Here is a 24,637-nt window from a genome sequence, read left to right as displayed (position 1 = left end):
GGCCTTCGGTACAATAGGCAAAGGCAAACTGCCCGACGTTGCAGATATTTACGGGGAGATCATGCGGCTGCTCAATCCAAGCATATAGCATATAAATGTTGTGGTACCTTTGTATATAGCATCGTCCGCGCTTGCTCAATCTAAGCATACCGCATATAAATGACCGGCCCCTGCGAGTGAGCCCCGTTGCTTTCCCCGGGAACCTGCCGCTAAAATTATAGGACCTTTCCTCCCGGAACGGCTCGCCGCCAGCGAACTGCTTCGCTAACCTTTCTACCCGTCAACCCCCTCTCCGGTACCCTGGAAGAATTGAACAGCAATAAGCGGAAGCCAAGGGCTGTTAAAACAGAAAAAATGGTTTATACTATTTTGAAATAATAGGATAAGAGAAACATCTTCAAAAATCGATGGGAAAAGTTCCCCTGACAGCGAGGCAAAATGATGAACAGAATAGCGGGAAGCGGCTGTGAAACACGGGAGTCAGCAGCAGTGATGGCGGCACTTCCGGAAATTGAACGAAGCATCATTAAAAAATATAGAAAGCCTGTATGGTCAAAATTTATAAAAGCCATCAAAGATTTTCATTTAATTGCGGATGGGGATAAAATCGCGGTAGCGGTTTCGGGGGGCAAAGACAGCACCCTGATGGCTAAATTATTTCAAGAGCTGCATTGCCACGGCATAAGAAATTTCGAATTGGAGTTTATCGCCATGGATCCGGGCTATCATAAAGATATCCGGCAGCTATTGATAAACAACTGCCGGCAGTTGAATATCCCGATTCATCTTTTTGAATCCGATATCTTCAAGGTTGTAGATAAGATTGCCCAGGATTATCCCTGCTACATGTGCGCCAAAATGCGCCGCGGTGTTCTCTATGCCAAGGCTCAGGAATTGGGATGCAATAAACTGGCACTGGGTCATCATTTTAACGATGTCATTGAAACCACGCTGTTAAATATGTTTTACGCCGGCTGCTTCAAAACCATGCTGCCCAAATTAAAAGCCCAGAATTTTTCAAACTTGGAATTAATCCGGCCTCTTTATTACGTGGAAGAAAAGTTCATCGAGAAATTCATCAATGAAAGCGGAATAATGCCTTTGAATTGCGCCTGCATGGTGGCGGCTGAAAAAACCGGCAATAAGCGCTATGAAATAAAAACGCTCATTCAGGAGCTAAAGAAGAAAATCAAAAATGTGGACAAACTGATTATGAAAGCAGGGCAAAATGTGCATCTGGAATGTATTCTCGGGTGGCAAAAGGATGGGCAGGAATACTCGTACCTGGATTATTACGATCAAGAATAATACCCACCACTTTCATGCAATACCCCCCTTATAAGCGTCTATCTAATGACCAGACCCTATATACCCTCCATTCTTTTTTAAGGTTTAACCGGCTTTTTTCCCAACTGGTTTAAACAACAATCATTCCAAGTAAAATACGACTTGCATGATACGGGCGCCGGTAGAATACTTAGATGAAACCGGGTGGGCCTTTTATCAGGCCCGATAAATCACAGGCGGCGGAAACGCAATCCCCAAGGCCGGCGCCGTGCCCTCATGCCCATAAACTACCAGGGCTTATAAAGAATGCGTTCTTCTCCGCCGCAGAACCTGCGGGTCAGTTCTATCAGGTTCTCGGTGGCAGCTTTCAGGTCATCAGAAGTGACCGCCGGGTTTCCTTGTATGATATAGAAGCATTCCTTCGTATGCAAGGTTACTTTGGTTTTTTCCACCTGTCGAACTTCAAGTCTGCAGATAATATCGTTATTATCGTCAATATAAGCATACTCGCCGGGTTTGACCAAAGCAGGCTCCCGGCTGCCGATAGGCCAAAAACTCTCCTGACCGTTTGTCATTCTGAGGCGGACATTTCCGCCAATAGATCTGACATCATGGGCCCCCAGCGCCAGACGGCTGGTCAATGATACTAAATTGTAAATATCAACCAGCAAATTCACGCGCGGCAAATGTCCGGTCTTCAACAGAAACTTCAGCAGGTTCTCGGAGGCAGCAATCGTTTTTCGGTTGGAGCATCCGGCCCGTTCATGCAGCTGGCGAAAGCCCTGCAGCAAAGGATCTCTTTTGATATTTTCAAGGGATAAATCCTGCAGCACCTGCCTGGTCTCCCGCTCAAAAAATGCATCGAACTCGGGCGTGCTTTTCTGGTTATCGATTCCCTGTACAACAATGGCTGCCACCGTCAGCCCCAACGCGAGAACTTCATCATCTACGTCAAAAGTTATTTTGCAATCATTCATTGTTCTTCTCCCGGAGTATAATTCTTAAGGCGATATGGAGACGCTAAACTCCCTTACAATGACAAAAAAAGACCGGTCTGCATATTGAAAATGCAACCAAGCCTCCAGTTTTTCCGGTCAACCTTAAATAAAAGCAATTATATGCAAGTAAATAAATATGTTTACTTATATACCTGAGTATATAGCGTTTACTTACGTATGTCAACGCCGTTTTCTTCGTCGTCCGCTACCACTTTCTATTAAAACCGCTAACATCAATGAAAAGCACTGTGCATTGCCCGTGACGCTGATTGACATTGTTTAGCGGCATATACAAGTATAATAGACAGACATTGTACATACAATGGATGTGTATCGGTCGACTTTTTCCCTTGCGCCGCGTATAATATATATGGATGTAAAGCACTGAAAGGAGACAACGGCTATGAAAGCCCAAAACGACGTGCGGGTGACAATCCGTGTTGACAAAGACCTGAAAGAACGTGCCGAAAGCTTGTTTGACCGCTTGGGTATGAATATGAGCACAGCGCTCAACATTTTTCTGCGCAAGGCGGTCGATGAAGCAGCCATTCCTTTTCCCATCAGTGTAAAAAACTCCGGTTTCGGTTCCGGCTACTCTTCGGGCGACATCACAAACGCGTTTAAAACTGCCGTCCAGAGCGAGGTCGCGGAGAATCAGCGAAAAGGATTACCGGTGGCGCGATATGACACAGATACAAAGCGGGCATATTTAGAATTTGCCAATGGGACGCGGGAATATGTCAATGGCTGACAACTTGCGCAAACCTGCCGTACTGGCTTTCGCGGGACCGAACGGTTCGGGGAAGACCACAGTAACGCGCAGGCTTCCGGTCTTTGGAACCTATATCAACGCAGACGACCTGAAAAAGGAGTACGATATAACCGACCTTGAAGCCGCCCAGCATGCTGAGTCGCTTCGCAATAAACTTCTCAACAGCGGTGTCGATTTTTCATTTGAAACAGTTTTATCCACTGAAAGAAATCTATTATTATTACAAAAAGCCAAAGCACTCGGATATGAAATACAATGTGTTTATATCCTGACTTGCGACGAGAATATAAATGTTGCCCGGGTCAGGGCGCGTTATGCAGCCGGCGGTCATAATGTGCCGGAGGACAAAATCCGGGCGCGCTATCATCGTGCGCTGGCTCTTCTGCCGCAACTGATTCATGTATGCGACAAGATTCTGGTTTATGACAACACAGATATACCTTCCTTGATTTTCAGCAAAGAAAACGCATATTCTGAAGTTTTTCCAAACAGCCATTGGCCCGAATCCGCGCTGCGAAAACTACTGGGATTATAAGGAATCCGAGAATATCCAGCCCGGATATTTATCAAGCTCCCTATCGGTGTGGATTATCGAGTCAGACATTTCGCAGCTTGACAGGGCATCAGGAAACTCCCTCCACCAGGCTGCGAAAATACCTGCAGTTCTCCACGATATCGGGTCCGTGTTTGAACAGTCCTCCGCCTACCAGGAAAATAACATCTGAGCCATATACCCGGATCATGTCGGGTATGCTGCCGATGCTCATCCCTCCGCCGGGACAGGGAAAAATTGTTTTCAGATGCCCCATGGAAACCGAGGTTCCCTGAACAATGCTTCTGCACTCTTCCCGGCTGAAAGAAAAACGCCCGCCAAAATTGGGATAGATGCTTCCGTCGGCTCCGGCCAGGCGTGTGATTTGTCCGAATAAAGCGAAATGAGAGAGGCCATGCTGCGGACTTAAAACATAGCTTCCCAGCAGAGCGGGATGACTGAAAATAGGCAGACCCAGTCTGTCATCCTCCGCCAGGCTGCGCATGGTGTCAAATCCCACCAGGCCGGGTGCGACCAACAGCCCCCCGGCGCCACAGTCCCGGGCAAAGCTGGCGCGTTGAGCCACTTCACCATAAGGTGCGGTAACGTTGGCTACATAGATACACTGTTGTCCGGTTTCCCGGTTGGCGCGTTCTACGGCTCGGGCACAGAGTTGAACTCTTTCGTGAAAAGGGGCATAGTCCTGGTTGGTGAGGCCGTGGTCGTCTTTGATGATGTCTATCCCTCCCAGGGCCAGCTGATAGGCCAGGCGGGCCAAGTCCTCAGCAGACAGCCCCATGGGCTTGAGAGCCGAAAAAAGCAAAGGACGCTCAGCCACATTCAACCGCTCTCTCAATCCCCTCTTGCCGAATCTGGGTCCCCGGTAAGCTTTAGTTATGGATTCGGGCAATCTGATTTCTTCTACCCGATAACCGGGCTTGATGCTGATGTTGCCAAAGATCACGTTTAAAAGCTGGGTCAGTTCCCGGGCGGCGGTTTCTATCGCAAAGCTGACCGTGACTCTGTAGCTGTCCGCTGCCTCCGGTTGGAAATCTTCTATCCGTCCCACGATATGCTCCCGGATAACCCCCTCGGGCACCAATTCCCCCGGGAATTCCACGGTCTGCTCCAGGCAGATATCTTCGGCCTTGCTATAGGCATCGGTTTCGCTTCCCGCCAAACGATATACGATAGAGAATCTTTCCATAATCAATGCCTCCGCTGGAATTTAATGTGGCCGGGACAATATGGATAAAGGCTAACTCTAGCCCATTTGTGGCCGGCATGCGCCATACGCGTATCAAACCCGAAACTGCGCTCTGGCTTCACTAAATTCAACTCCTTATAAATGCGGCTACATCAGGGTCCCGGCGCAAGCGTTCCATATCTTCCGGCGACGGCAGAACCGGCTTGTCGCGCTCAACGTTGACCAGGCAAAGAAAGCCAAAAGGCGTCCCTTGGCTGGCCCGAAATTGGTGCCAGGTATGAGCCGGGATGGTTATGACGTCTTTTTCCTGCACGGGAAAAACCTTGTCGCCTACAAGGGCCTCCCCTGCTCCTCTAAAAATGATGACCAGATGGGCATGTTCATGATGTTCTAATGTGGAATATCCTTCCGGGGCAATTTCAAAATAGCGTAGTTGACAGGGAATATCCGCCAGCTCTTCAGATAGAATCTGCTTCGTGATGCGTTTATAATGATGGCCTTCCTCCTTATAAGGAAGAACCGCAATGTTTTCCCATTGATAGTCTCGCAAATGCCGGATCAGCATATCCTTTCCCCTCTCCGATTTTCTGTGATGCCTTATGACATCCCTGGTATTATTTCTATTAGCGGGAATTGCTTAAACTCCTGCCTTGCAGACGAAAATAAAGAACCTTGCCTGTCTTTACTGCGATATTCAGAACCGCTCCCCGGTTAATGCCTAGTATTTATGTATGTTTACTCATCTTTGAGTATATAGAATTTAAAAGCCTCTGTCAATGAGCGGCAAACGGCTGTATTTGTTTGAAATGCGGCTGTCATAATTTTCTCCTTTGAGGATGATTAGAACATATGTTTGCTTAAGTCGTTTTATATGGTATACTGAAATCATCTTCAAGAACATATGTTCTCGGAAGGCTTTGCCTCTGCTTATGCCCGGGGCAAGATATCCGGCCTAAAGCTAAACGTAAAAAATGTCTTGTGGGGTGAGTCATATGGATACCATGGCCAAGCTGGCCATTTTAACCGGCGCCGCCAGGTACGATGTTGCCTGCGCTTCCAGCGGGGTGTCCCGGAAAAATGAAGGCGGAATAGGCAACGCCAAATCCTTCGGCATCTGCCATTCCTGGTCCGACGACGGGCGCTGCATTTCTTTATTGAAGGTCCTGGTCAGCAATGACTGCATTTACGACTGCCGTTACTGCGTGAACCGCCGCTCCAACAACATACCCCGGGCCAGCTTTACCGCCCGGGAAATTGCCGATCTGACCCTTCAGTTCTACCGGCGCAATTATATCGAAGGCCTGTTTCTCAGCGCGGCGGTGGAGGTTTCACCCCACCATACCATGGAAAAGATGGTCCGGATCCTGACCTTGCTCCGCCAGGAATATGAATTTCACGGTTATATCCATGTAAAAATCATCCCCGGCGCCGACCCGGTCCTGATCCAGCAGGCCGGACTGCTGGCCGACCGCATGAGCGTCAATATAGAACAGCCCAGCGAACAAAGCCTGCGCCTCCTGGCGCCGCAAAAGTCCCTCCCTATGCTCTATACACCCATGCAGCAGGTCCGGGATCAAATCCTGATCCATAAGGAGGAGCGCAAACGATTTCGTCATGCTCCCAGATTTGCACCCGCCGGTCAATCCACCCAGATGATTGTCGGGGCCAGCCAGGACAGCGACCTGACTATCCTGCATACTACCCAGGCCCTGTACCGGGCTTTCGGCCTGAAGCGCGTATATTTTTCGGCCTATGTTCCGGTCAATCAAGACTCCCATCTGCCGGCCCTGGCCACCGCCCCGCCGCTTTTGCGGGAGCACCGCCTTTACCAGTCGGACTGGCTGCTGCGCTACTATCATTTTCAAGTCGAGGAGATCGTCGATCCGGTCCACCCTCAGCTGGAGACCGAAATAGATCCCAAAATGGCCTGGGCGCTGCGCCACCCGGAATTTTTCCCTCTGGAAATCAACCGGGCTGCTTACGAAGAATTGCTCCGGGTTCCAGGCATCGGGCTCAAGTCAGCCTGGCGCATCCTGACCCAGCGGCGCCTGGCGGCCCTTTCCGCTGACCAGTTAAAAACCCTGGGCGTGGCTTACAAACGAGCCCGGCATTTCATCACCTGCAAAGGGGTTTATGCCGGCAGCCGGCCCTTTGATCCGTTAACAATTCGCCGCAGCATCCTTCCCCCGGCTCCATCGGCGCAGCAGTTGACCCTGTTTTAATTTTTATTCTGCATAAAGGAGGAAGGCTGTGGATTATTTATACGACGGCAGCTTTGACGGCCTTTTGACCTGTATTTATTATCATTATTACCAGGAAGCCGCGGACGGCATCTATGCCCGGGAATCTTACCAGCCCTCCCTGTTGGTCGAGAGCGGACTGGTGTGCAGCAATCCCGATTATGCCGCCCGGGTATACAAGGCCATAGAGGAAAAAATATCGGAGGCTGCTTTGGCCCGGGTCTATTATGCTTTCCTTTCTTCCTGCCCCGGCAAAGAGAACATCATTCTAAACTATCTCCGTTTAGGCTTTCGCATGGGTTCCAAAATAGATTTTTACCATTCTCATCCCCAGGTCCATCCGTTGCATAAAATAGCCTGCCAGGTCACCCGGGAAGTTCACCGTTTCTTAGGATTGCTGCGCTTCGCCGACCAGGGTAAGTTTTTATACGCCAGCCTGGCTCCCGATCATGATATTCTTCCCCTGATCGCCGATCATTTCGCGGAACGCCTGGCCGGCGAACGCTGGGTCATTCACGACCAAAAAAGAAATGGGGCCATTGTTTACGACGGGCAAACCAGCCCCGAAAAAAAGCCGTACCCGCAACGCCGGTGGTATCTGATTGATTTAGACACTGTCCCGGCATCCTTCCTGCCGGAAGAAGACGGCTACCAGGAGCTTTGGAAGCTTTATTTTACTGAAATCAGCATCAATTCCCGGCGCAATCCCCGCCTGCAAGCCCAGTTCATCCCCCATCGCTATCGCCAGCACCTGGTCGAATTTCAAGCAAGCCGGAATGGTTTCCGCCTTGCGGAAAATGCTGCATTGCCTTTGATACGGCGTGAATAAAAAGGGGGTTGTCGACCAGCAACCTTAAAAACCAACTGCCAGGTCGTCCACTACTATGATTTTGCTTTTGATCATCCCCATCCAGCAAGTATAAACGAATTCCCCGCTTTCCAGGGGGGTAAATTCCACCAGGTTCTGGCCCGGAGAAAATTCCCGGTCGATGGCAAACTTGGGAATATGAATGGCCTTATTGCATTCGTTTAGATTTTCGGCGTCCACCTGAATGATCCAGTGGACCGGAATTCCTTTTTGCACCACCAGGGGTACAAAGCGGTCTGGCTTCAGGGATATGGTCACAGTTTGAACAGGACCCTCGATCCTGGCTACAGCCGCTTCTCCCTCGACCGTGATGCTTTGCGAATGCAATATAGAGGGTAGGTGTATCATAACGCCTGACAGGGACAATCCCCTCCCCACCATGACCAGGCCCAGAACCACCACCAGTGCCGCACTGGCTTTGAGGATGGCATTGATCCTGTTTTTATTCACCAAAGAATTGACCGCGCCCAGGGAGAATAACAAGGGGACGGTTCCCAGGGAAAAGACGAACATGGACAGGGCACCGAAAACCACACTGCGCGTACTCAAAGCATATAATTGAACAATCTGCAAAGGCCCGCAGGGCATGAGCCCGGTCAGCAAGCCAATGTAAAAGGGGCCGTGATCTTGATTGGCCAGCACCTTGCGGGCGGCGAATTTGGGCATGGGGATCGTGAGTCTGCGTAAAAAAGGAAAAATATCCAGCAAATGAATCCCCATAACAATCATAAAAAGGCCGCCCAGCAAGGGGATGATGCCTTTCCATACGCCGGAAAAGCTGATCACCTGCCCCAGTCCGCCCACCACGGCTCCCACCAGGGTGTAAGCGATGACTCTTCCTCCGTTGTATTTCACTGCGGGCAGCAGCCAGGCATAGGATTTCTGTATATCATCTTGTTTATAGCGAACGGTCTGGGAAAGGGTGATGCCGCCGCACATGCCGATGCAGTGAAAAGAGGTCAGTACGCCCAATGCAAACAACAGGCCATAGCTGGCGTCTTTCCCCAGCTGGGAAAAGTATTTCAGCATATACAAATCTTTCAAAAACTGCCAGAGATCGAAATGAAGCCAGCGCTGCAAAACAAAATAGAGCCCGGCCAGAACCACCACCCCGGCCAACAACCTTCTCACCATTCTCCAACTGCCGCCCGGTTGGGGATCGACTCCGCCATGCCCGCTTTCTACTTCATAGCCCATTTCGTCAGACATAAAACCACCTCCATAAGTCACCCCGGCTGAATGCAGGGTCGTCAATTCAATCTAAAACCTTTGAGGCGCAGGGAGTTTAACAGCACCGATATAGAGCTTAAGGCCATGGCGGCCGCGGCTACGACTGGATTCAAATACCCGGCGGCGGCGATGGGGATGCCGATAATATTGTAAATAAACGCCCAAAACAGGTTCTGCTTGATGGTGCGCATGGTAGCAAAAGACAGTTGAATTGCAGCCGGAACCGCCGTTAAATCATCTTTTAACAGTACAATATCGCCGGTTTCAATGGCCACATCCGTTCCGGTTCCCACCGCTATGCCGATATCCGCCGCCGCCAGGGCCGGGGCGTCGTTGATCCCGTCTCCGACCATAGCCACCTTTTTCCCCTGTTTTTTAAGACTTTCAACGGCTTGTGCCTTTTTATCCGGCAATACTTCCGCCAGAACATTTTTTATGCCCACCCGCTCGGCGATGGCCATGGCGGTTTGGGTATTGTCGCCGGTCAGCATATACACTTCCAGCCCCATTTTGCTCATCCGGGCCACCGCTTCCTGGGAATGGGCCCGAATTTCATCCGTAAAGGCTATAATGGCGGTCAGTTTTCCGTCGACAGCCACATAACTGAAGGTCTTGCCTGCATTTTGCAAAGGGATAAGCAGGTTCTTGGCATGATCTATGGCTACGCCGCGATCTTCCATCAACTTCCGGGTGCCGATTAAAACGGTCCTTCCCAGGCCCTGCGCATAAATGCCCTGACCGGGAATAGCTTCAAAGCGCCGGGACTCTGCGGCCTCCCGGGAGAAGAAGCGCTTATATTTTTGGTATATGGCGGTTCCTAGGGGATGCTCCGATTTTTTTTCCGCCATAGCAGCGATTTCCCAGATGCTGCTTTCACTAAATTCCTCATCGTCCCCGGCAATCAAAAGCAGATCACTTACCGCCAGTTTACCAGTGGTAATGGTGCCTGTTTTGTCCAGCAGGACCGTATTTATTTTGCATACATTCTCCAGTACTTCACCGTTTTTTATTAAGATCCCGTTTTGGGCTCCCTTCCCCATTCCCACCATGATGGCGGTGGGGGTGGCCAGGCCCAGAGCGCAGGGGCAGGATATGACCAGAACCGATACGGCAGCTACGATGGCCTTGTCAATCAGGAATACTTGTGCGCTATAAATAAAGAAAAACCAGATGCAGAAGGTGGCCAGGGAAGCCAGAATAACTACCGGAACAAAAACCCCCGCTACCTGGTCGGCGATTCTTTGGATAGGCGCTTTACTGGACTGGGCGTCTTCAACCAGCTTGATGATGTGGGCTAAAACGGTTTCATTGCCTACCTTGAGAGCTTTTATTTTTAAGGCGCCATGCTTGTTTATGGAAGCCCCGGTGACAAAATCATTAACTTGTTTGTCCACCGGAACACTCTCTCCGGTCAGCATGGATTCATCCACGCTGGAGTACCCCTCCAGCACAACGGCGTCCACCGGAATTTTTTCCCCCGGCCGGACAATAATAATATCCCCGACTGCCACTTCATCGATGGGAATATCGATTTCACTGTCACCCTTTATGACTCTGGCGGTTTTAGGCCTCAACCCTATCAGGGTTTGTATGGCTGTAGAGGTTCTTCCCCGGGCCAGAGCCTCCAAATAATTCCCCAGCAGAATAAGGGTTATAATCGTCGCCGAAGCTTCAAAATATATATTTTTCATGCCGAAATAATACAGCGTTGTCTCAAAAAGCGATACATAAAGACTGTAGAAATAGGCGGCAGTGGTTCCCAGCACTACTAGCACATCCATAGTCGCCTTCCTCAGCTTTACAGAGTAGAAAGCATTCCTGTAAAAATTAAAGCCCATAATAAATTGCACCGGGGTAGCCAGGGCCAGTTGAAGCTCCCATTTATGAAGGCCGGCGGTTTTTACTCTTAAACTCTCGACAAAGAGACCCCAGGCAGTCTGGTTGTAAGGATCGAAAGTATCATGGCAAAATCCCAAGCCCCCCAAAATCATAGCCAGCAGCAAGGGAGAACTCAAAATGGCCGAGACGATAAACTGCTTTTTCAGTTTATTTCTTTCTCGGGTACTGCGGTCCAACCCGCTGCCAGAATCGGCCAGTTCGCCTTCTTCAACGAAAAATCCTAATTTTTCAATGGTTTTTTTGATTTCGCCCAGTTCAACGGCTGACGGGTCGTATTGCAGGGCCGCTTTTTCCGCTGCATAACTGACATTGACTTTTTCCACGCCGGCCAGTTTTTCCACTCCGGCTTCTATGATCGCCGAGCACAGCGTGCAAGTCATGCCGTATATTTTTATCGTAGCGTTTTCCACCATAAAGACCTCACTTGCTCCCAGCCGCCTCCGGGCAGCGGAAGGCGGGGGTTCTCTTCCCCATTGCCATGGCAGGCGGGAGGGCGGAGGGAAGGCCAGTTTTCCTTCCCCCCTGCCTGCCTTTATGATGCCTGAACGATTCGCCTGCAACTGTCTGAGGCGATGATCAGGAACATCGTCCGCTCGCTGTCAGGCGTTAGGGCAGCACCTGCTTTTTCTCCCGGGCGGCCCCTCTAATTCAGGGATACTTTTTCGAATTGGCGGGTTATGAGATCCGTAGCTTTGACCTGCCCCGGTTTAAGCGCGCCGCTGTTCTCCAGATCTTTGAGCCAGGGCGTAATATCGCTTTCCTTGATTTCTGAGCTTGTGGCAAAATAATGCACTCCCGTAACCGGGACATTGATCCATTCCGCGGTCAGCTGAATGGCTTCTTCCGGATTTTCGTTGCTCCATCTCTGGGCGGCTACGATTCCTTTGACAAACTTTTCAACCGTTTCCGGATTGTTCTTGATAAAATCGTTCCGGAAGTAGTAGAGGCTGGCCCCGGCCGCTTCTCCCAGATCCGTATCGGTGGAATCGGCGATTAAGATAAGGCCGGCGTCCTCAGCCGATTTATAGTAGGGCGGGTGCACCTGGGCCACATCCAGAATGCCCTGACTGGTTGACTGGATGACTGCTATATCGTTGGTAAAGGTAACCCATTCGATCCTGTCTCGGGGTACGCCGTCCTTATCCAGCAGGGTATTGAAAAGAAACTGGTTGCAGCTGTTGACGGTCCCGTTGGTCTTGATCTTTTCCCCGGCTTTATAGTTTTTCAGGTCCGAGATGGATCTGATCCCGGTTTCGGGTCTTACATACCACCTCATATGCCGAAATATGGGGTCCACTTCCGGTGACGGCTCCACCTGGTTTCTGGCCACCGCCGTCACCTGAGCCCCGCCCGCTTTGGCAATGGCCAGCAAATTAGGCTGGGCGGTGGCTACATCATTATTTCCGTTTAATACGGAGGGAAGAATCTGACTGGAAATCAGTTCGCCGGTATAAACCAGCTTGATGCCTTCTTTTTCCAGGAATCCTTTTTTGTCGGCCACCACCCAGACCGTGGAAGCGCAAATTTTATACGTGGGCACTTTCAATTCTATCAAGTCGGTCCGGGTTGAACTGACTAGCTGCAGTTTCCCGTTCAAAATAAGCTTCCATCCCTCCTCCAGCACCCGGGACAGAGGCGGAATAAACTTCGGATTGGCCCAGCCCGCCAGCGGCGCCGCCTGCCATAAAACAAAAAACAGAATGATGAAATAATAGCTTAATAAACGCTGGTTTGCTTCGCGCACCCATTTGAGCATGAAATACCTTCCTTATTTGTAAATTCCCTGCCGAAAGGAGACTCTCCCTGACTCCCCCGTTTACAGCGCCAGATCCTGTTTTATATAGGCAAAAGGATCTTCGGCATACCAGTCCTGGCGATAGGGCAACCTGACATGTTTAACCAGGTTCTGGCTGTAACTGGTGTTTTTAAGGGTTCGCGTGAGCCTGCGGGCCACCTCGTAAACGCCCACATAACCCATATAATCGTAGGCCTGACCGAACAAGGGGAAGACCGGTATACCCTGTTTATTGGCCCAGCCATTGCCCCCCGGATGGCCCACAAACACATCCGGTTTATACCTGGATAAAAGGTTGGCCTGCTCGAAAGGCTGGCCGGTTCCAATGTTGATGATGGCTTTCTCGCTTTCCGGGATTTCCGCCATCAACTCCTCCAACAGGCCTTCCCCGTAGCGGTCAAAGTGAAAGCCGCGCAGGCCCAGGACCTCCATGCCCAGACTGTGGAGCAATTCCGCGGTGGTGATGATCCTGATTTCACCGCCGCCCAGAAAAGCGGTTTTGCCTTGCAGAAACTGGCGATAAGGAGCCAAAGCCTGATTTAATTCCCGGACCTCGCTGTCGATCAACTTTTGCGCCTGCTCCTCCATCCCGAAAAACCGGGCTATATCCAGCAGCCACTTATTGGTGTTGGCAATGCCGATGGGAATGGTCCTCAAAATAAAGGGAACCCCGTATTTTGATTTCATATGCTCCACAAAATAATCGTCGTGGGTGGCGCATATGCTGACATTCAGGGCTGCTTCGAAGGAGTCCTCAAAGTCATCGGGATGGGCATAGCAGGGCAGTATCCTTACGTTGAGATCCAGCGACTGCAGCAGCTTCACCAATCCTTGCTCGTCGCTGCGGCTCATGGATGAAACATTGAGGACATTGACCGTGCGGCTGATGCGGTATCTTTTCTTTAACTCCTCGAGTTCGTCAATAATGACGGGATCTGCTTCCTCCTCTTCTATCCCCACCAGAGTCCTCAATATGCCGTGATAAACCGCGTCATAAGCCGTGGCCTGTATCCTGGTTTTGAATCCTTCGCAGTGCACGGGAACGATTCTGGCCGCCACCTGCTGCTGCAATTCCTCTATAAGCGTGTCGATATCATCGCCGATCAGGGCCGGAACGCAGCTATTCATAACAATAATGGCGCTGGGCCGGTATTCCCGGTCCGCGTACAAAATAGCCGACCGGAGCTTCTCTTCCCCGCCATTGATCACATCCACTTCATCAAGATTGGTATTGATCCAGCGCAGGCCGAAAGCATTGGGATCCCTCAGCTTCTGGTATCCTTTGGACACCCCCGCCTGGGCCACCAGGTTGGCGCCGCACCCGATCGGGCTGTGAACGATGATGACCGAATCTCTGATAGTATTCAAGATAGCCAGGCTGAGGGTTAGCTGGCAGCCCTGGCTTTGGGAGAAGGTACGGTTGTTGTTGAACAGACATCCTTTCTTGGATTGATTTGAAATATCGCAGCATGATCCTCCAAAGGCCATGCACGCTCCTAATCGCTCTTCACGAATGGGCGGCGTTTTTTCCTTGATGTAATCCATCTTTGGCACCCTCCTTTATCTATTTCCCACCAGAACGCTCAGGATATCTTCGGTCAATCTCAAAGCCCCGCTATATCCCGCATACCCCCGGTCCAGCACCACCCGGTTGGATATGGGATAGGTCACGGTTAACTGCGGGACCCCCAGCTTTTCCGCAATATCCCTGTCAATAGCGCTGCCCAGAATAAACCCCGGGTTGAAGCCTTCAAAATACCGCTGCCCCCTGCTTTGCCCCCAATGCCGGGCAATATACTTCCCCACATTGGAAGCGTCGGTATCGAATACCACTTCAGCTTCAATCCCTGATTCATAGCCGTTAAATTGACCCCTTACTGTATCTTTTTGCTCATCATCCAGAAAATCCGTTACGACCGCCAGGCCCGGCAGCCATCCCAAATCATCGGCCAGAAACCTGGCCAGGGCCTGGGTGTAATTGGAATCGCCCACTACCACCGCATAGCGCTGCAAATCGAGATCGCTGTAAACGTCCGCGATTCTTTCGAAGTAGCTGTAATAGCGAGCCTGTTCTTCCTTGATCACCTTCTCTACAAAAGCTTTTTCAATGCCCAAGGCGTTTCCTATGGCCCGCAAAAATCTTTGGCTGCCATGATCGCCGATGGGAAATGGCACGGTAATGTAGGGAACACTGTGCACTTCTTCAAAAACCTGGGCGGCTTCCACGCCAAAAGTATCGGACACCACAATGTTTAAAGCAGCCGCCGCGGAATTTTGCAAGTCTTCCAGTGTCTCTCCCTCTCCGAAAAAGGTGTTCACCCGGTAGCCCAGTTTTACCAGCAGGTCTTTGATAAGGGTGAGATTGCCTTTCCAGAATACATCCTGAATGGGAACCACTCCCCACAAATTCACCAGCCCCTTGTCTTTGGCCGGATTCTTCTCCACAAAGTCCTGAAACAGAGTCTTCAGTACGATTTCATAGCCTTTATAGTAATTCCCCCGGAATCCTCCGGTTTCAGCGCCGATGACCCGGGCCTTCCCTCCATTAAACTGCTTAATGGAATTATGGATGTTGTCTCCGATCATATCCACCATGCATCCGGTAATTACAAAATACAGGTCTCCGTCCACCAGCTTGATGGTATTGGCGATTTGTTCGCTGAGCCTTTCTTCCCCGCCGAAAACGATCTCCCGCTCGGATGTATTGGTGCTGGGTAAGGCCTGGCCCGCGCAGTACCCGCTGCCCATATATCCCGCCGCCTGGTTCAGGGCCGTGGCCACATTCCCGCCGCAGCCGGTGGCGGCGTGTAGAATAGGCACGGTGCGCGGCAATACTTTAATGGTTCCTACCGCCCCTCCCAGAGAGCAAACATACCGGGGCCGCTCCACAAATTTACTCATCGTGCTACCTCCCCATGAAGCATTGATCATCTTTTTGTGACCCATAAAAAATAGAGGCCACATTCACAAAGCGAATACGGCCTCCAGTTTTCTAGTCGGCTATTCTATATTAAATTATTCCTATATGATTAATAATAATTTACTGCACCATAAAACCTTTGTCAATAGTTTTTGACCTCGATTTAAGAACCCCAAGCAAATTTTGTTTCGACAAATATACCTAACGGATATCTCAGGCAAACTATGGCGTAGAAAGCCTCCTCCAAAGCGCTGTTTTGGCTTGCACATCAATCCGCTCAATATAACGCAGCTTGATAATTTATTCCCACCCAAATCAGCACCGGGCGGGAATACTATATTATGATAAAATTAACTGTCATCACCAGGCCCGGGCCTGCATGGCAATGTTTATCGCGGTCTGAATAAAGCCGCCAAATCAACCCGGCTATAAGAATATGGAACCTCAAAGTCCAATTCTCGCAATACCACCGTTGGCTCGTGTTATAATTACACAGGAGGATGAGCAATGGACATGACTAAAGAATTCAGTCTCGCACAACAATCAATCATAAAAGATATCAATCTGGCGGCGGACGGCTATCGCAAACTGGAATGGGTGCAGGGCCGCATGCCGGTTTTGACCCGTCTCAACCATGAATACGGGCAATCTCGCCCCCTGGCAGGCAAAACCGTGACCTGCTGCCTGCATCTGGAAGCCAAAACCGGTTATTTGCTGCAAACCCTGCAAACTGCCGGCGCCAACGTAGTAGCCTGTGCCAGCAACCCCCTTTCCACTCAGGATGATGTGGTAGCCGCTTTGGTCGACAGCGGCATTACCGTTTTCGCCATTCACGGTGAATCCATACCAGAATACCAGCGCTTTCTGGGTCTGGCCCTGGACGCCCAACCAGACGCCGTAATAGACGACGGCGCCGATTTGGTGACACTGCTGCACAAAGAACGGCGTGAACAGGCCCAGACCGTTATCGGGGCCTGTGAGGAAACCACCACCGGCATCGTGCGGCTGCGTTCCATGGATCGGGACAACGCCCTGCTCTTCCCGGTTATAGCAGTCAATGACGCCTATATGAAGTATCTCTTCGACAACCGCTACGGAACCGGGCAATCGGTTTGGGACGGAATCAACCGCACCACCAACCTGGTGGTGGCCGGAAAGAATGTGGTTGTAGCCGGGTATGGATGGTGTGGCAAAGGAGTGTCAATGCGCGCTCTGGGCATGGGGGCTAAAGTGATCATCACCGAGATAGACCCCATCAAGGCCAACGAGGCCATTATGGATGGTTTTCAGGTCATGCCTATGCTGGAAGCCGCCCGTTTAGGGGATATTTTCATCACTGTCACCGGCAATGTCAATGTAATCCGCAGGGAACATATGCAAAACATGAAGGATGGGGCTATCATGGCCAATGCAGGCCATTTTGACGTGGAGATTTCCAAACCCGACCTTGATTCCCTGTCTGTTGCCCGGCGGCTCTTGAAGAATAATATCGAAGAATTTGAACTCAATGACGGCCGCCGTTTATATCTCCTGGCCGAAGGAAGACTGGTAAACCTGGCCGCAGGGGACGGACATCCCGCCGAGGTCATGGATTTGAGCTTCTCTCTGCAGGCCATGTCACTGGTCCATCTGCTGCAAAACCGGCAAGAATTAGGCTGTCACGTCTATAACGTCCCCGCAGCCATCGACCAGCGCGTGGCCATGCTGAAGCTGGAGGCCGCAGGTGTGGACATAGACGCCTTAAGCCCGGAGCAGAAGGCGTATCTGGCTGATTGGGACACCAACCTGTGATAGGATAATTGCTGATCAGGCACCATCTCAGGCTTGATGGAATGATTGTTTTTTTGCATATCTAAACCGCCTTTCAGACATAATAGTTAATGCTATTGAGGAAAGGCGGTTTTGTTATGGAAACAACGGCTAAACGGTATTTATGGGTATTTTTCGCAATCCTGCTCATAATACTGGCAGGTGCTTATCTGATGAATCTTATCAATGCTCCCCAGTCCAAACCCCTGGGGGATAATCAGAGCACCCCTTCCTACTACACCGTGCGCGATGAAGCCGGCAATGTAATTCTGGAAACCGGCGTCCCCATTCAGGTCGACGACATATGGATCAGCGACCAGAATCAGCATTATCAGGTGACCAGGGTGGAAAGAGACCAGGCCTGGGCTGCCCTTAAGACCGCCGATAACTCGCCTTTGAAGTCAATGCTGAAACCTGACAGCCTTGCCGCTCAGCCGGTCCTGGGGCCCAGCATACCGGTGCAAACCCCGCCCCAGGACATTCATGTGGTGATTTACCACACTCACAGTGACGAATCATATGTACCTACTTCGGGTACCGCTTCCAAACCCGGAAATGGAGACGTGTATCAAATCGGAGCAAAACTGGCGGATACTTTTAAACTCAATGGCATCAGCGTCACTCATAGCCTGAACAATCACAACCCCCATGATATCAACGCCTACCATCGCTCCCGTCGAACTGCCACTCAGCTCTTGGCTGAGGGGCCTGATGCGGCCTTTGACATACACCGCGATGCAGCCCCGGCGTCGGCTTATCAAACTACCATTAACGGCATCCCCTGTGCACGGGTAATGATTGTTATGGGACGGTCCAATCCCAATTTCCAAACCAATCTGAATTATGCCCTGCAGGTCAAGGCGGCGGCTGATTCCCTGTATCCCGGGCTTTTGAGGGGCATCTTCATCGGACGCGGGAACTATAATCAGGATCTTTATCCCACCGCCCTGCTTCTGGAGGTGGGCACTCACGGGAACTACCTGTTGTCCGCAGAACGGGCCGTAACGGCGATGGGCGATGCCTTGATCGCGGTCCTGCGCAACCGTTAGCCGTCATCTCATCCGGACATCACTGGTTTAAAGCCATTATTTGGGCAGATTGCTTCTTTCCCGGAACCGATATTATATAATAATAAAAGTTGCAGGCTACTATTTTTAGCCTGAGGATACCGGGGAAGGGTGAGTTTTTGAAAATCGCACCGAAATGGCAGGTTCTAACCATTGTCTGTCTGGGCATCTTTATGGCCACCCTCGATGGGAGCATATTAAATATCGCCAATCCCACCATTGCCCGCAGCCTCGGGGTCGATCTACAGCAAATCCAATGGGTGGTGACCGCTTATATGCTGGCTGTCACTGCTACCCTCCTGTTTCTCGGCAACCTGGGCGATAGGATCGGCAGCAACAAGATTTACACAGCCGGTTTTTTAGGTTTCACCCTGGGTTCGTTATTTTGCGGAATGTCCGATACGCTCTACAGTTTGATAGCAGCCCGGGTATTTCAAGCCCTGGGGGCCAGTATGCTCATGGCTACCGGAATCGGCATCGTATCCAACAGCTTCCCTCCTGAAGAGCGGGGTAAGGCTCTGGGCTTTACCGGCAGTGTAGTCGGCATCGGCAATATGGCCGGTCCAGCCCTGGGTGGTTTTCTGGTAGCCCGCTTCGCCTGGCCCGTTATCTTCTGGATAAATGTCCCCATCGGCGTTATGGCCTTCTATCTGGCCTGGCGATATCTTCCCCAGCAAGCCCCCGGCGAGACAGATAAGGGATTCGACCCCATCGGCATCTTGCTTTTCGGGTCAGCCGCGATAATTCTGGTACTATCAATGGCGACCGCAGTCAGCATTGAATGGCGGCTGTTTGTTCTGGGACTGGTTCTGCTCCTGGGCTTTTACTGGTATGAAAGGGGCAATCCCCGGTCCATGCTGGATCTGGGATTGTTTAAGATAAAGGCGTTTCTGTTCGGCAATATAATGGGGTTCATCGTCTACATGGTGCAGACCTTCATGTTCTTCCTGCTGCCGTTTTATTTGGAGGGATTATTAGGCTACTCTCCGGCCCAATCCGGTCTGTTTATGACCATACCGCCCATATGCCTGGCCGTCACCGCACCACTGGCGGGGAGTCTGTCCGACCGCATCGGTCCGGCCCGTTTAACCTCCATTTCCTATCTCTTGGCCAGCATCGCCTTTGCGGTGTTCAGCTTGATGAACACCGCGACCGGCCCGCTGCATATAATTAGCGGATTGGTAATTTACGGCATCGGGATGGGATGTTTCGGTTCACCCAACAACAGTTCTATTCTGGGCTCGGTTCCCAAAACCAAAGCCGGTTACACCGGGGGATTTATCGCCACCATCCGCAACTTCGGCTTTGCCATGGGCATAGCCTTATCGGCCAGCCTGTTCACCTGGTTCTTAGCCGTTAACCAGTTGAGTCTGCCCTATGAACAGGCCTATGTAATGGCCTCGCACCGGGTTTACCTGTTTGCTGCAGGGCTCAGTCTGACCGGCCTCTTGATTTCATTGCTCACCGGGGCGCTGCGGGAAGCCCCGGAAAAAACCGCTACGGCCCGGGACTCTTGATCCTCATGCCAGGCTGCAGCGCTTTGCAGAGGTTGCCCTTTGACCTGGCTATCTAATTCTGCTATAATCAGTAATGCATTATGCGCCTGTAGCTCAGTGGATAGAGCACCGGCCTCCGGAGCCGGGTGCGGAGGTTCGATTCCTCTCAGGCGTACCATAAGAAAAATAGGCACTTTCATCCTAACTGAAAGTGCTATTTTTTTGATTTGACAGAAGTTTTGACAGAAGTCTTTTTGTCTCGATCACATAATTCGTATTTCTTGCGACTTTTCTTGAGGAATAACTTTGCCATTATTAACCAGCGTCAATTTGGGTTTCTCTTCTGATGGTTCCATTATGTGTTTGGCAAGTAGAAAATGCCTTAACTTTTTTCATCGGATTTTTTTATGCCCGATTATCCCATCTTCAACAGCTTGGAGAAAAGCCGGCTTCAAGATGTTGTGAATATGCCGAATGCTTCCGGGAGCCAAGCCGTACTCAACTACCTTATCGCCGTCTCGTTTCGGATGCTTGCTCTTATTTCCAGACCTAGCCAGCTTTTTGTAGAATTCCTTGATGTCTCTGGTGATGATCTTCTGGATTGCTTTCTGTCCAATATCCGGATCGATATGCACTTTAATCATATTCATTTTTCGAGCATACCAGTTTTTACTTACAGTCCCCTCTATGTTTTCGACCATCCAATCGCGCAGATATTGACTGAGGGTTAAATCATTGGGAGCCACGTAAGTATCTGTTTTGGCAGCAACAACTAAATCATGGAGCGCGGCAACCGCCTCTTCTTCTGATTTGCAATACTTAACGATTGGCTTAGGCTGAGGCATTGGATACTGTGCGACCCATCTACCATCGCTTTTGCGTTGCCAGATACTGCCTTGATTCCTTTGAGACCTATCTCATTGATGGCAAAGGGAAAAAAGAGTATAGAAAGATAATACAGGATTGGAAGCCGACTTATCCCGATTTCCAATCCTGCACTTGTAATTCCCAACTTACTTCTTGCCACGTAGCCCGAGAAAAAAACCCTCTATGATCAAAATGCTTATACCACAGACGAACAAAATTAAACCAGCAATTTTTAAGGGAGAATAGTTAAGATAATTCCCAATGTTCGGGCTAATCCAAAGTATAATACCAATCAAGAATAATTGAATTGTTATTTGAAAATACTTTTTTGATGAAGAAGCAATATGATAATAGTACATTATACTTACAGCTGCGGCAATAATGAGAATTATATCATAAGATAACACACCAAATCCCCTTAATTAGTTATTTCTAACCATTCAAAATCAACATTTCGCTGTGTTCCATCAAGCTCCGTATTTAAAAAATCTGCCATCTCTTGACCCACAGAAGCAGTTGCTTCTGTTGCTACTTGAAATACTACAGTATAAGTATGACCTCCCTCCAAATAGAAATCTCGGGTTTGTTCTTGAGGTACATTATCATAGTATCCGTAATCCAAATCCAAATAATTTTGTTCTTTTGTGCGATTGTCATTTACATCAATGAACTGTATCTTTACATTCAAATTTCCACCCCATATGTTGCCAGTTATTCTATAGTTGGCTGTTACTGAATAGTTTCCGGTACTCGGGGCGGTAAATGAAGTAGTTCCCCAACCTTTAGCCCATCTATAACCATTTATCCCTACAAGTGAACCGTTCCTATTCCTTAAATCCGATGCCCAATAACTGTCACTGGTTCCAAGTCCGTGGCCACCACAAGATTTATATGTATTCAAGCCAGTTAGAAACCATGAGGATCGTAAGGTTGACCTTGGTATTTCTTCGATAGTTCCATTTATTGTATCTCTAATAGCCATTTCAATAAAATTTTGTTCTGCAGCTTCCGCCTGTTTCTTACCTAATTCGATATTCTTTTGTAATACAACACTATCATGCCTTTGACCTGAACTTATGTCTAATATATTATCAATTAATTCTATTTCATATGGAGTCATGTTATGTCGTTCAAGGCCCATATCAAAAGCTAACGATTGATCTGAATAATAAAAAGAAAAACCAAATACGAGTAAACATGTTAAACCAAGTATATATAATTTTCTCTGCATAAATCATACTCCTTTTTTTAGGTCATAATACGCGGGGTAAAATGATAATATTTTTTACATGCCCAATAAACAACTCCTGCAATCGTGAAAGTGCCACTTAAACCAGCAAGGCGGTTAGGGGCAACTAATTAAGAAGGGACCCTGAAGTTATGGTGAGTTGCACATATTTTTCACCGCCTTTCACAATCTTAACAAGAAGACTGTCAAGGGGTGGAAAAGGTTGACAATTCTTTTATATTTAGTCAACCTTTTCGTACTTTGAATAGTCTTATTAATAAATTATTGAAAGGTGGAACGTTCATGAAAAAAAGAATGAGGTTATCCGCTACTTGTCTATTGCTTATGGTATTTGCTTTATGTTTTGTTGGTTCGGGCTCTGCATGGGCTGGAGAAGTCCTAGCCCCACCTCCACAGGAAACAATGTCTCGTGAAGCCCACCAGAGCATCATCGTCAACGTTCATGAGGGTACGGACAAAGCCGGAGCGCTACTGATAAAAAAATGGATCTGTGGGATAGCGGATGGCAAAAATAGGACTGTTGCCATTATGGGACAAACCGATACCTATGGAACTGTAGAATATCTGGATGCCAGAATCTATTTACAATGTTGGAATGGCTCTAGGTGGGTAGATGTCACGCATCGAACTTACAGTGACTATAATCGGTCTTCTGTCAGCGGCTCATCCTATATCCCTGTAGAAGCAGGATATTATCGGGTAAGGGGAGTTCATAACTCCCAAGATTCAGGAGATTATGATTCGCAATCTTCGGTATCCGAGGCTATTTTTATCCCATAAAATAGGCGTTGCAAGAGGGGAACACCGTGTTCCTCCTCTTGCTAGCAATATTACATGGAAACAGCTATTGCTATTGCCTGTTCCGCATTAACATTCCCCGACAACTCACATAAAATATGTGCATCGGTAATCCAGGTCAAGCTTATCGACCCATCGCTAAAGGTTATCATGTTTCCTTCATCTGCGCCCACCTGAATTTTTTCAGAGTTTCCTCGTTGAGCATTTATGTTGATCGACACTGCAAAGTTATCACTGATTTCGGTTTGAGTCAGCCTCAATGAGGCGTCTACTGAATGAAAAGACATGACAATTTTGCATTGTTCATCATGCGGATTCTTTTCCACACTAGAAAATCCAAATTCTGGAGGCAAATACCGAGGGATCAATATATCGAAGGGGACATCGGGCTGGATGGCAGCAATTTCTTCAAACATTTTATCGGGTAACTTAGGATGATGAGAGTTGTCGGTGAAATTAATATTTATATTCTTCCCTAAATCTATTATAGTATGGATTAGTTGTTCCTTAAAGGCGTATAATGGGCCGGGAAATAATACAGTGCCGGAAAAGGCCAGGAGCACAAGCACTATAACAGTAACTTTCAGGATAGTTCGCTGTTTTCTCTTTTTATCAGCTCGTTTCCTAGCCAATTTATCAATGATAAATTGTTCAATTTCATTTATAGGCTGAGTGGATTTTATTCCACCATTTTTGAGAGATTTACTTAAGAATTCATCAAACTCATCAGGACTCATTTTTTCTTCACCATCTCCTCCGCAAGGTATCCAAGATTGTTGTGCAGTTTGGAACGAGCACGAAATAGTTGTTTCTTGACAGTTCCAATCGTTATCTTTAAAGCAAATGCAATATCTTCCTCTTTCATATCCAAATAATAACGCATAATAATTATTTCTTGTTGCTGAGGAGAGAGTAGAGCAATCGCATCTTTCACCAATTTTTGCATTTCTCGGTGTTCTATCTTTTCCATTAATGATTCATCCTGAGGAAGCAAAAGGACATGGGCTGATCCTGACACAGCTACTATTCGCTGTTTAGTTTTATGATAGGTTTTAACAAGGTTAAGAGCTATAGATACCAGCCAGGAAAACAACTTATTTGGATCCTTTAGTTGATGAAACTTATCTATTGCTTTAGCAAAGGTTTCTTGCGCGATATCTTCAGCCAAATAATAGTCTCTGGTTAAATAATAAACAAAATTTAAGATTTTGGGATAGTAATTTTGGATAGCTAAATGCCAGAATGAATTTTCACCCTTTTCAGATTCTTTTTGCATAATTAGGTCTCCTAAACTAAACAAGATTATTAGTTCAGACTCAAATGAAGCCAGATATAAACCCAATTTAATGTTATATAATACATAATTAACTCAGCTTTTGATGCAACAACAATCATGGCAGGCTTATTCTGAGTTTTTTGTATAGTTCTCCAAATTAAAAAGCCTGCACGTGCATCGCCAAAGCCTCTGCCTGGTTACAGAAATCTCTTCATCTATTTGCTAAATGTCAAATCCATATTCATTAACTAGGAGAGTAAGATACTTTTGCCTCACTCTTTCTTCAGAAGTTTCATGTAGCCATCTTCTCCTGATATGACTATATAT

General features: G+C 48.7%; 21 protein-coding genes and 1 tRNA gene. 10 read left to right on the top strand and 12 right to left on the bottom strand.

All coding sequences use genetic code 11. The features are described 5' to 3' along the window. Positions 1-441: 441 nt before the first annotated feature. On the top strand, positions 442-1,308 hold the full coding sequence (locus B2633_RS16240; protein ID WP_483171735.1) for a tRNA 2-thiocytidine biosynthesis TtcA family protein: 867 nt from the start codon (positions 442-444) through the stop codon (positions 1,306-1,308). Between the two features lie 266 nt (positions 1,309-1,574). Here the strand turns inward: B2633_RS16240 and B2633_RS16235 are convergent, their stop codons facing one another. Continuing rightward, positions 1,575-2,264, bottom strand: coding sequence for a B3/B4 domain-containing protein (locus B2633_RS16235; RefSeq protein WP_483171734.1), 690 nt, complete (start codon positions 2,262-2,264; stop codon positions 1,575-1,577). Positions 2,265-2,688: 424 nt separating this feature from the next. On the opposite strand from B2633_RS16235, the gene B2633_RS16230 reads away from it, so the two are divergent. Together B2633_RS16230 and B2633_RS16225 are read left to right on the top strand one after the other, a co-directional pair. After that, on the top strand, positions 2,689-3,036 hold the full coding sequence (locus B2633_RS16230) for a type II toxin-antitoxin system RelB/DinJ family antitoxin (protein WP_483171733.1): 348 nt from the start codon (positions 2,689-2,691) through the stop codon (positions 3,034-3,036). Further along, complete coding sequence (locus tag B2633_RS16225; protein ID WP_483171732.1) at positions 3,029-3,592, top strand: ATPase; 564 nt, start codon at positions 3,029-3,031, stop codon at positions 3,590-3,592. Before B2633_RS16230 ends, B2633_RS16225 begins: the two co-directional genes overlap by 8 nt. An 88-nt stretch (positions 3,593-3,680) precedes the next feature. On the opposite strand, the gene B2633_RS16220 is transcribed toward B2633_RS16225, so the two are convergent. Beyond that, positions 3,681-4,796: a RuBisCO large subunit C-terminal-like domain-containing protein gene (locus tag B2633_RS16220; protein ID WP_483171731.1), complete on the bottom strand. Its 1,116-nt coding sequence runs from the start codon at positions 4,794-4,796 to the stop codon at positions 3,681-3,683. 127 nt (positions 4,797-4,923) lie between these two features. Then, positions 4,924-5,361 carry a cupin domain-containing protein gene (locus tag B2633_RS16215; protein ID WP_483171730.1) on the bottom strand — a complete coding sequence of 146 codons (438 nt, stop codon included), beginning with the start codon at positions 5,359-5,361 and terminating at the stop codon, positions 4,924-4,926. A 427-nt stretch (positions 5,362-5,788) separates the two neighbouring features. Between B2633_RS16215 and B2633_RS16210 the strand changes: the two genes are divergently transcribed. Beyond that, positions 5,789-7,018, top strand: coding sequence for a putative DNA modification/repair radical SAM protein (locus B2633_RS16210; RefSeq protein WP_483171729.1), 1,230 nt, complete (start codon positions 5,789-5,791; stop codon positions 7,016-7,018). A gap of 28 nt (positions 7,019-7,046) precedes the next feature. Next, on the top strand, positions 7,047-7,865 hold the full coding sequence (locus B2633_RS16205) for a TIGR03915 family putative DNA repair protein (protein WP_483171728.1): 819 nt from the start codon (positions 7,047-7,049) through the stop codon (positions 7,863-7,865). Positions 7,866-7,889: 24 nt separating this feature from the next. On the opposite strand, the gene B2633_RS16200 is transcribed toward B2633_RS16205, so the two are convergent. From B2633_RS16200 to B2633_RS16180, 5 genes are all read right to left on the bottom strand, one after another. Then, entirely contained in the window at positions 7,890-9,113 is a 1,224-nt protein-coding gene (locus B2633_RS16200; protein ID WP_483171727.1) for a sulfite exporter TauE/SafE family protein, read from the bottom strand. A gap of 41 nt (positions 9,114-9,154) precedes the next feature. Then, positions 9,155-11,593, bottom strand: a complete 2,439-nt coding sequence (locus B2633_RS16195) for a heavy metal translocating P-type ATPase (RefSeq protein WP_483171726.1) — start codon at positions 11,591-11,593, stop codon at positions 9,155-9,157. An 83-nt stretch (positions 11,594-11,676) separates the two neighbouring features. Then, positions 11,677-12,789, bottom strand: coding sequence for an ABC transporter substrate-binding protein (locus B2633_RS16190; RefSeq protein ID WP_483171725.1), 1,113 nt, complete (start codon positions 12,787-12,789; stop codon positions 11,677-11,679). Positions 12,790-12,849: 60 nt separating this feature from the next. After that, the gene (locus B2633_RS16185; protein WP_483171724.1) at positions 12,850-14,373 is read right to left on the bottom strand and encodes a nitrogenase component 1; all 1,524 of its coding nucleotides are present in this window, start codon (positions 14,371-14,373) and stop codon (positions 12,850-12,852) included. 15 nt (positions 14,374-14,388) lie between these two features. Next, a complete protein-coding gene (locus B2633_RS16180; protein WP_483171723.1) occupies positions 14,389-15,729 on the bottom strand; it encodes a nitrogenase component 1 in 1,341 nt (446 codons plus the stop codon). A 526-nt stretch (positions 15,730-16,255) separates the two neighbouring features. Here B2633_RS16180 and B2633_RS16175 point away from each other — a divergent pair. The 4 genes from B2633_RS16175 to B2633_RS16160 all read left to right on the top strand — a co-directional run bounded on the left by B2633_RS16175 (position 16,256) and on the right by B2633_RS16160 (position 20,298). Beyond that, positions 16,256-17,539 carry an adenosylhomocysteinase gene (locus tag B2633_RS16175; RefSeq protein ID WP_483171722.1) on the top strand — a complete coding sequence of 428 codons (1,284 nt, stop codon included), beginning with the start codon at positions 16,256-16,258 and terminating at the stop codon, positions 17,537-17,539. A 116-nt stretch (positions 17,540-17,655) separates the two neighbouring features. Then, positions 17,656-18,606, top strand: a complete 951-nt coding sequence (gene spoIIP / locus B2633_RS16170) for a stage II sporulation protein P (protein WP_483171721.1) — start codon at positions 17,656-17,658, stop codon at positions 18,604-18,606. Positions 18,607-18,743: 137 nt separating this feature from the next. Continuing rightward, a complete protein-coding gene (locus B2633_RS16165) occupies positions 18,744-20,141 on the top strand; it encodes an MFS transporter (RefSeq protein ID WP_483171720.1) in 1,398 nt (465 codons plus the stop codon). An 82-nt stretch (positions 20,142-20,223) separates the two neighbouring features. Beyond that, a tRNA-Arg gene (locus B2633_RS16160) sits at positions 20,224-20,298 on the top strand. A gap of 214 nt (positions 20,299-20,512) precedes the next feature. On the opposite strand, the gene B2633_RS16155 is transcribed toward B2633_RS16160, so the two are convergent. Together B2633_RS16155 and B2633_RS16150 are read right to left on the bottom strand one after the other, a co-directional pair. Next, the gene (locus tag B2633_RS16155; protein WP_483171719.1) at positions 20,513-20,965 is read right to left on the bottom strand and encodes a tyrosine-type recombinase/integrase; all 453 of its coding nucleotides are present in this window, start codon (positions 20,963-20,965) and stop codon (positions 20,513-20,515) included. A gap of 440 nt (positions 20,966-21,405) precedes the next feature. Next, positions 21,406-22,218 (bottom strand): hypothetical protein, encoded by an 813-nt coding sequence (locus tag B2633_RS16150; protein WP_483171718.1) that lies wholly within the window; start codon positions 22,216-22,218, stop codon positions 21,406-21,408. 300 nt (positions 22,219-22,518) lie between these two features. Between B2633_RS16150 and B2633_RS16145 the strand changes: the two genes are divergently transcribed. Then, positions 22,519-23,016, top strand: coding sequence for a hypothetical protein (locus B2633_RS16145; RefSeq protein ID WP_483171717.1), 498 nt, complete (start codon positions 22,519-22,521; stop codon positions 23,014-23,016). A gap of 50 nt (positions 23,017-23,066) precedes the next feature. On the opposite strand, the gene B2633_RS16140 is transcribed toward B2633_RS16145, so the two are convergent. Together B2633_RS16140 and B2633_RS16135 are read right to left on the bottom strand one after the other, a co-directional pair. Then, positions 23,067-23,771, bottom strand: a complete 705-nt coding sequence (locus B2633_RS16140; RefSeq protein WP_483171716.1) for a DUF4367 domain-containing protein — start codon at positions 23,769-23,771, stop codon at positions 23,067-23,069. Further along, positions 23,768-24,310, bottom strand: coding sequence for an RNA polymerase sigma factor (locus B2633_RS16135; RefSeq protein WP_483171715.1), 543 nt, complete (start codon positions 24,308-24,310; stop codon positions 23,768-23,770). Before B2633_RS16135 ends, B2633_RS16140 begins: the two co-directional genes overlap by 4 nt. Between the last annotated feature and the right edge of the window lie 327 nt (positions 24,311-24,637).

The sequence above is a fragment of the Syntrophomonas sp. UBA1041 genome, from assembly GCF_002316705.1.
Lineage (GTDB): Bacteria > Bacillota > Syntrophomonadia > Syntrophomonadales > Syntrophomonadaceae > DTU019.
Note: the sequence above shows the minus strand (reverse complement) of the source record. Positions and strands in the feature narration are given on the sequence as shown.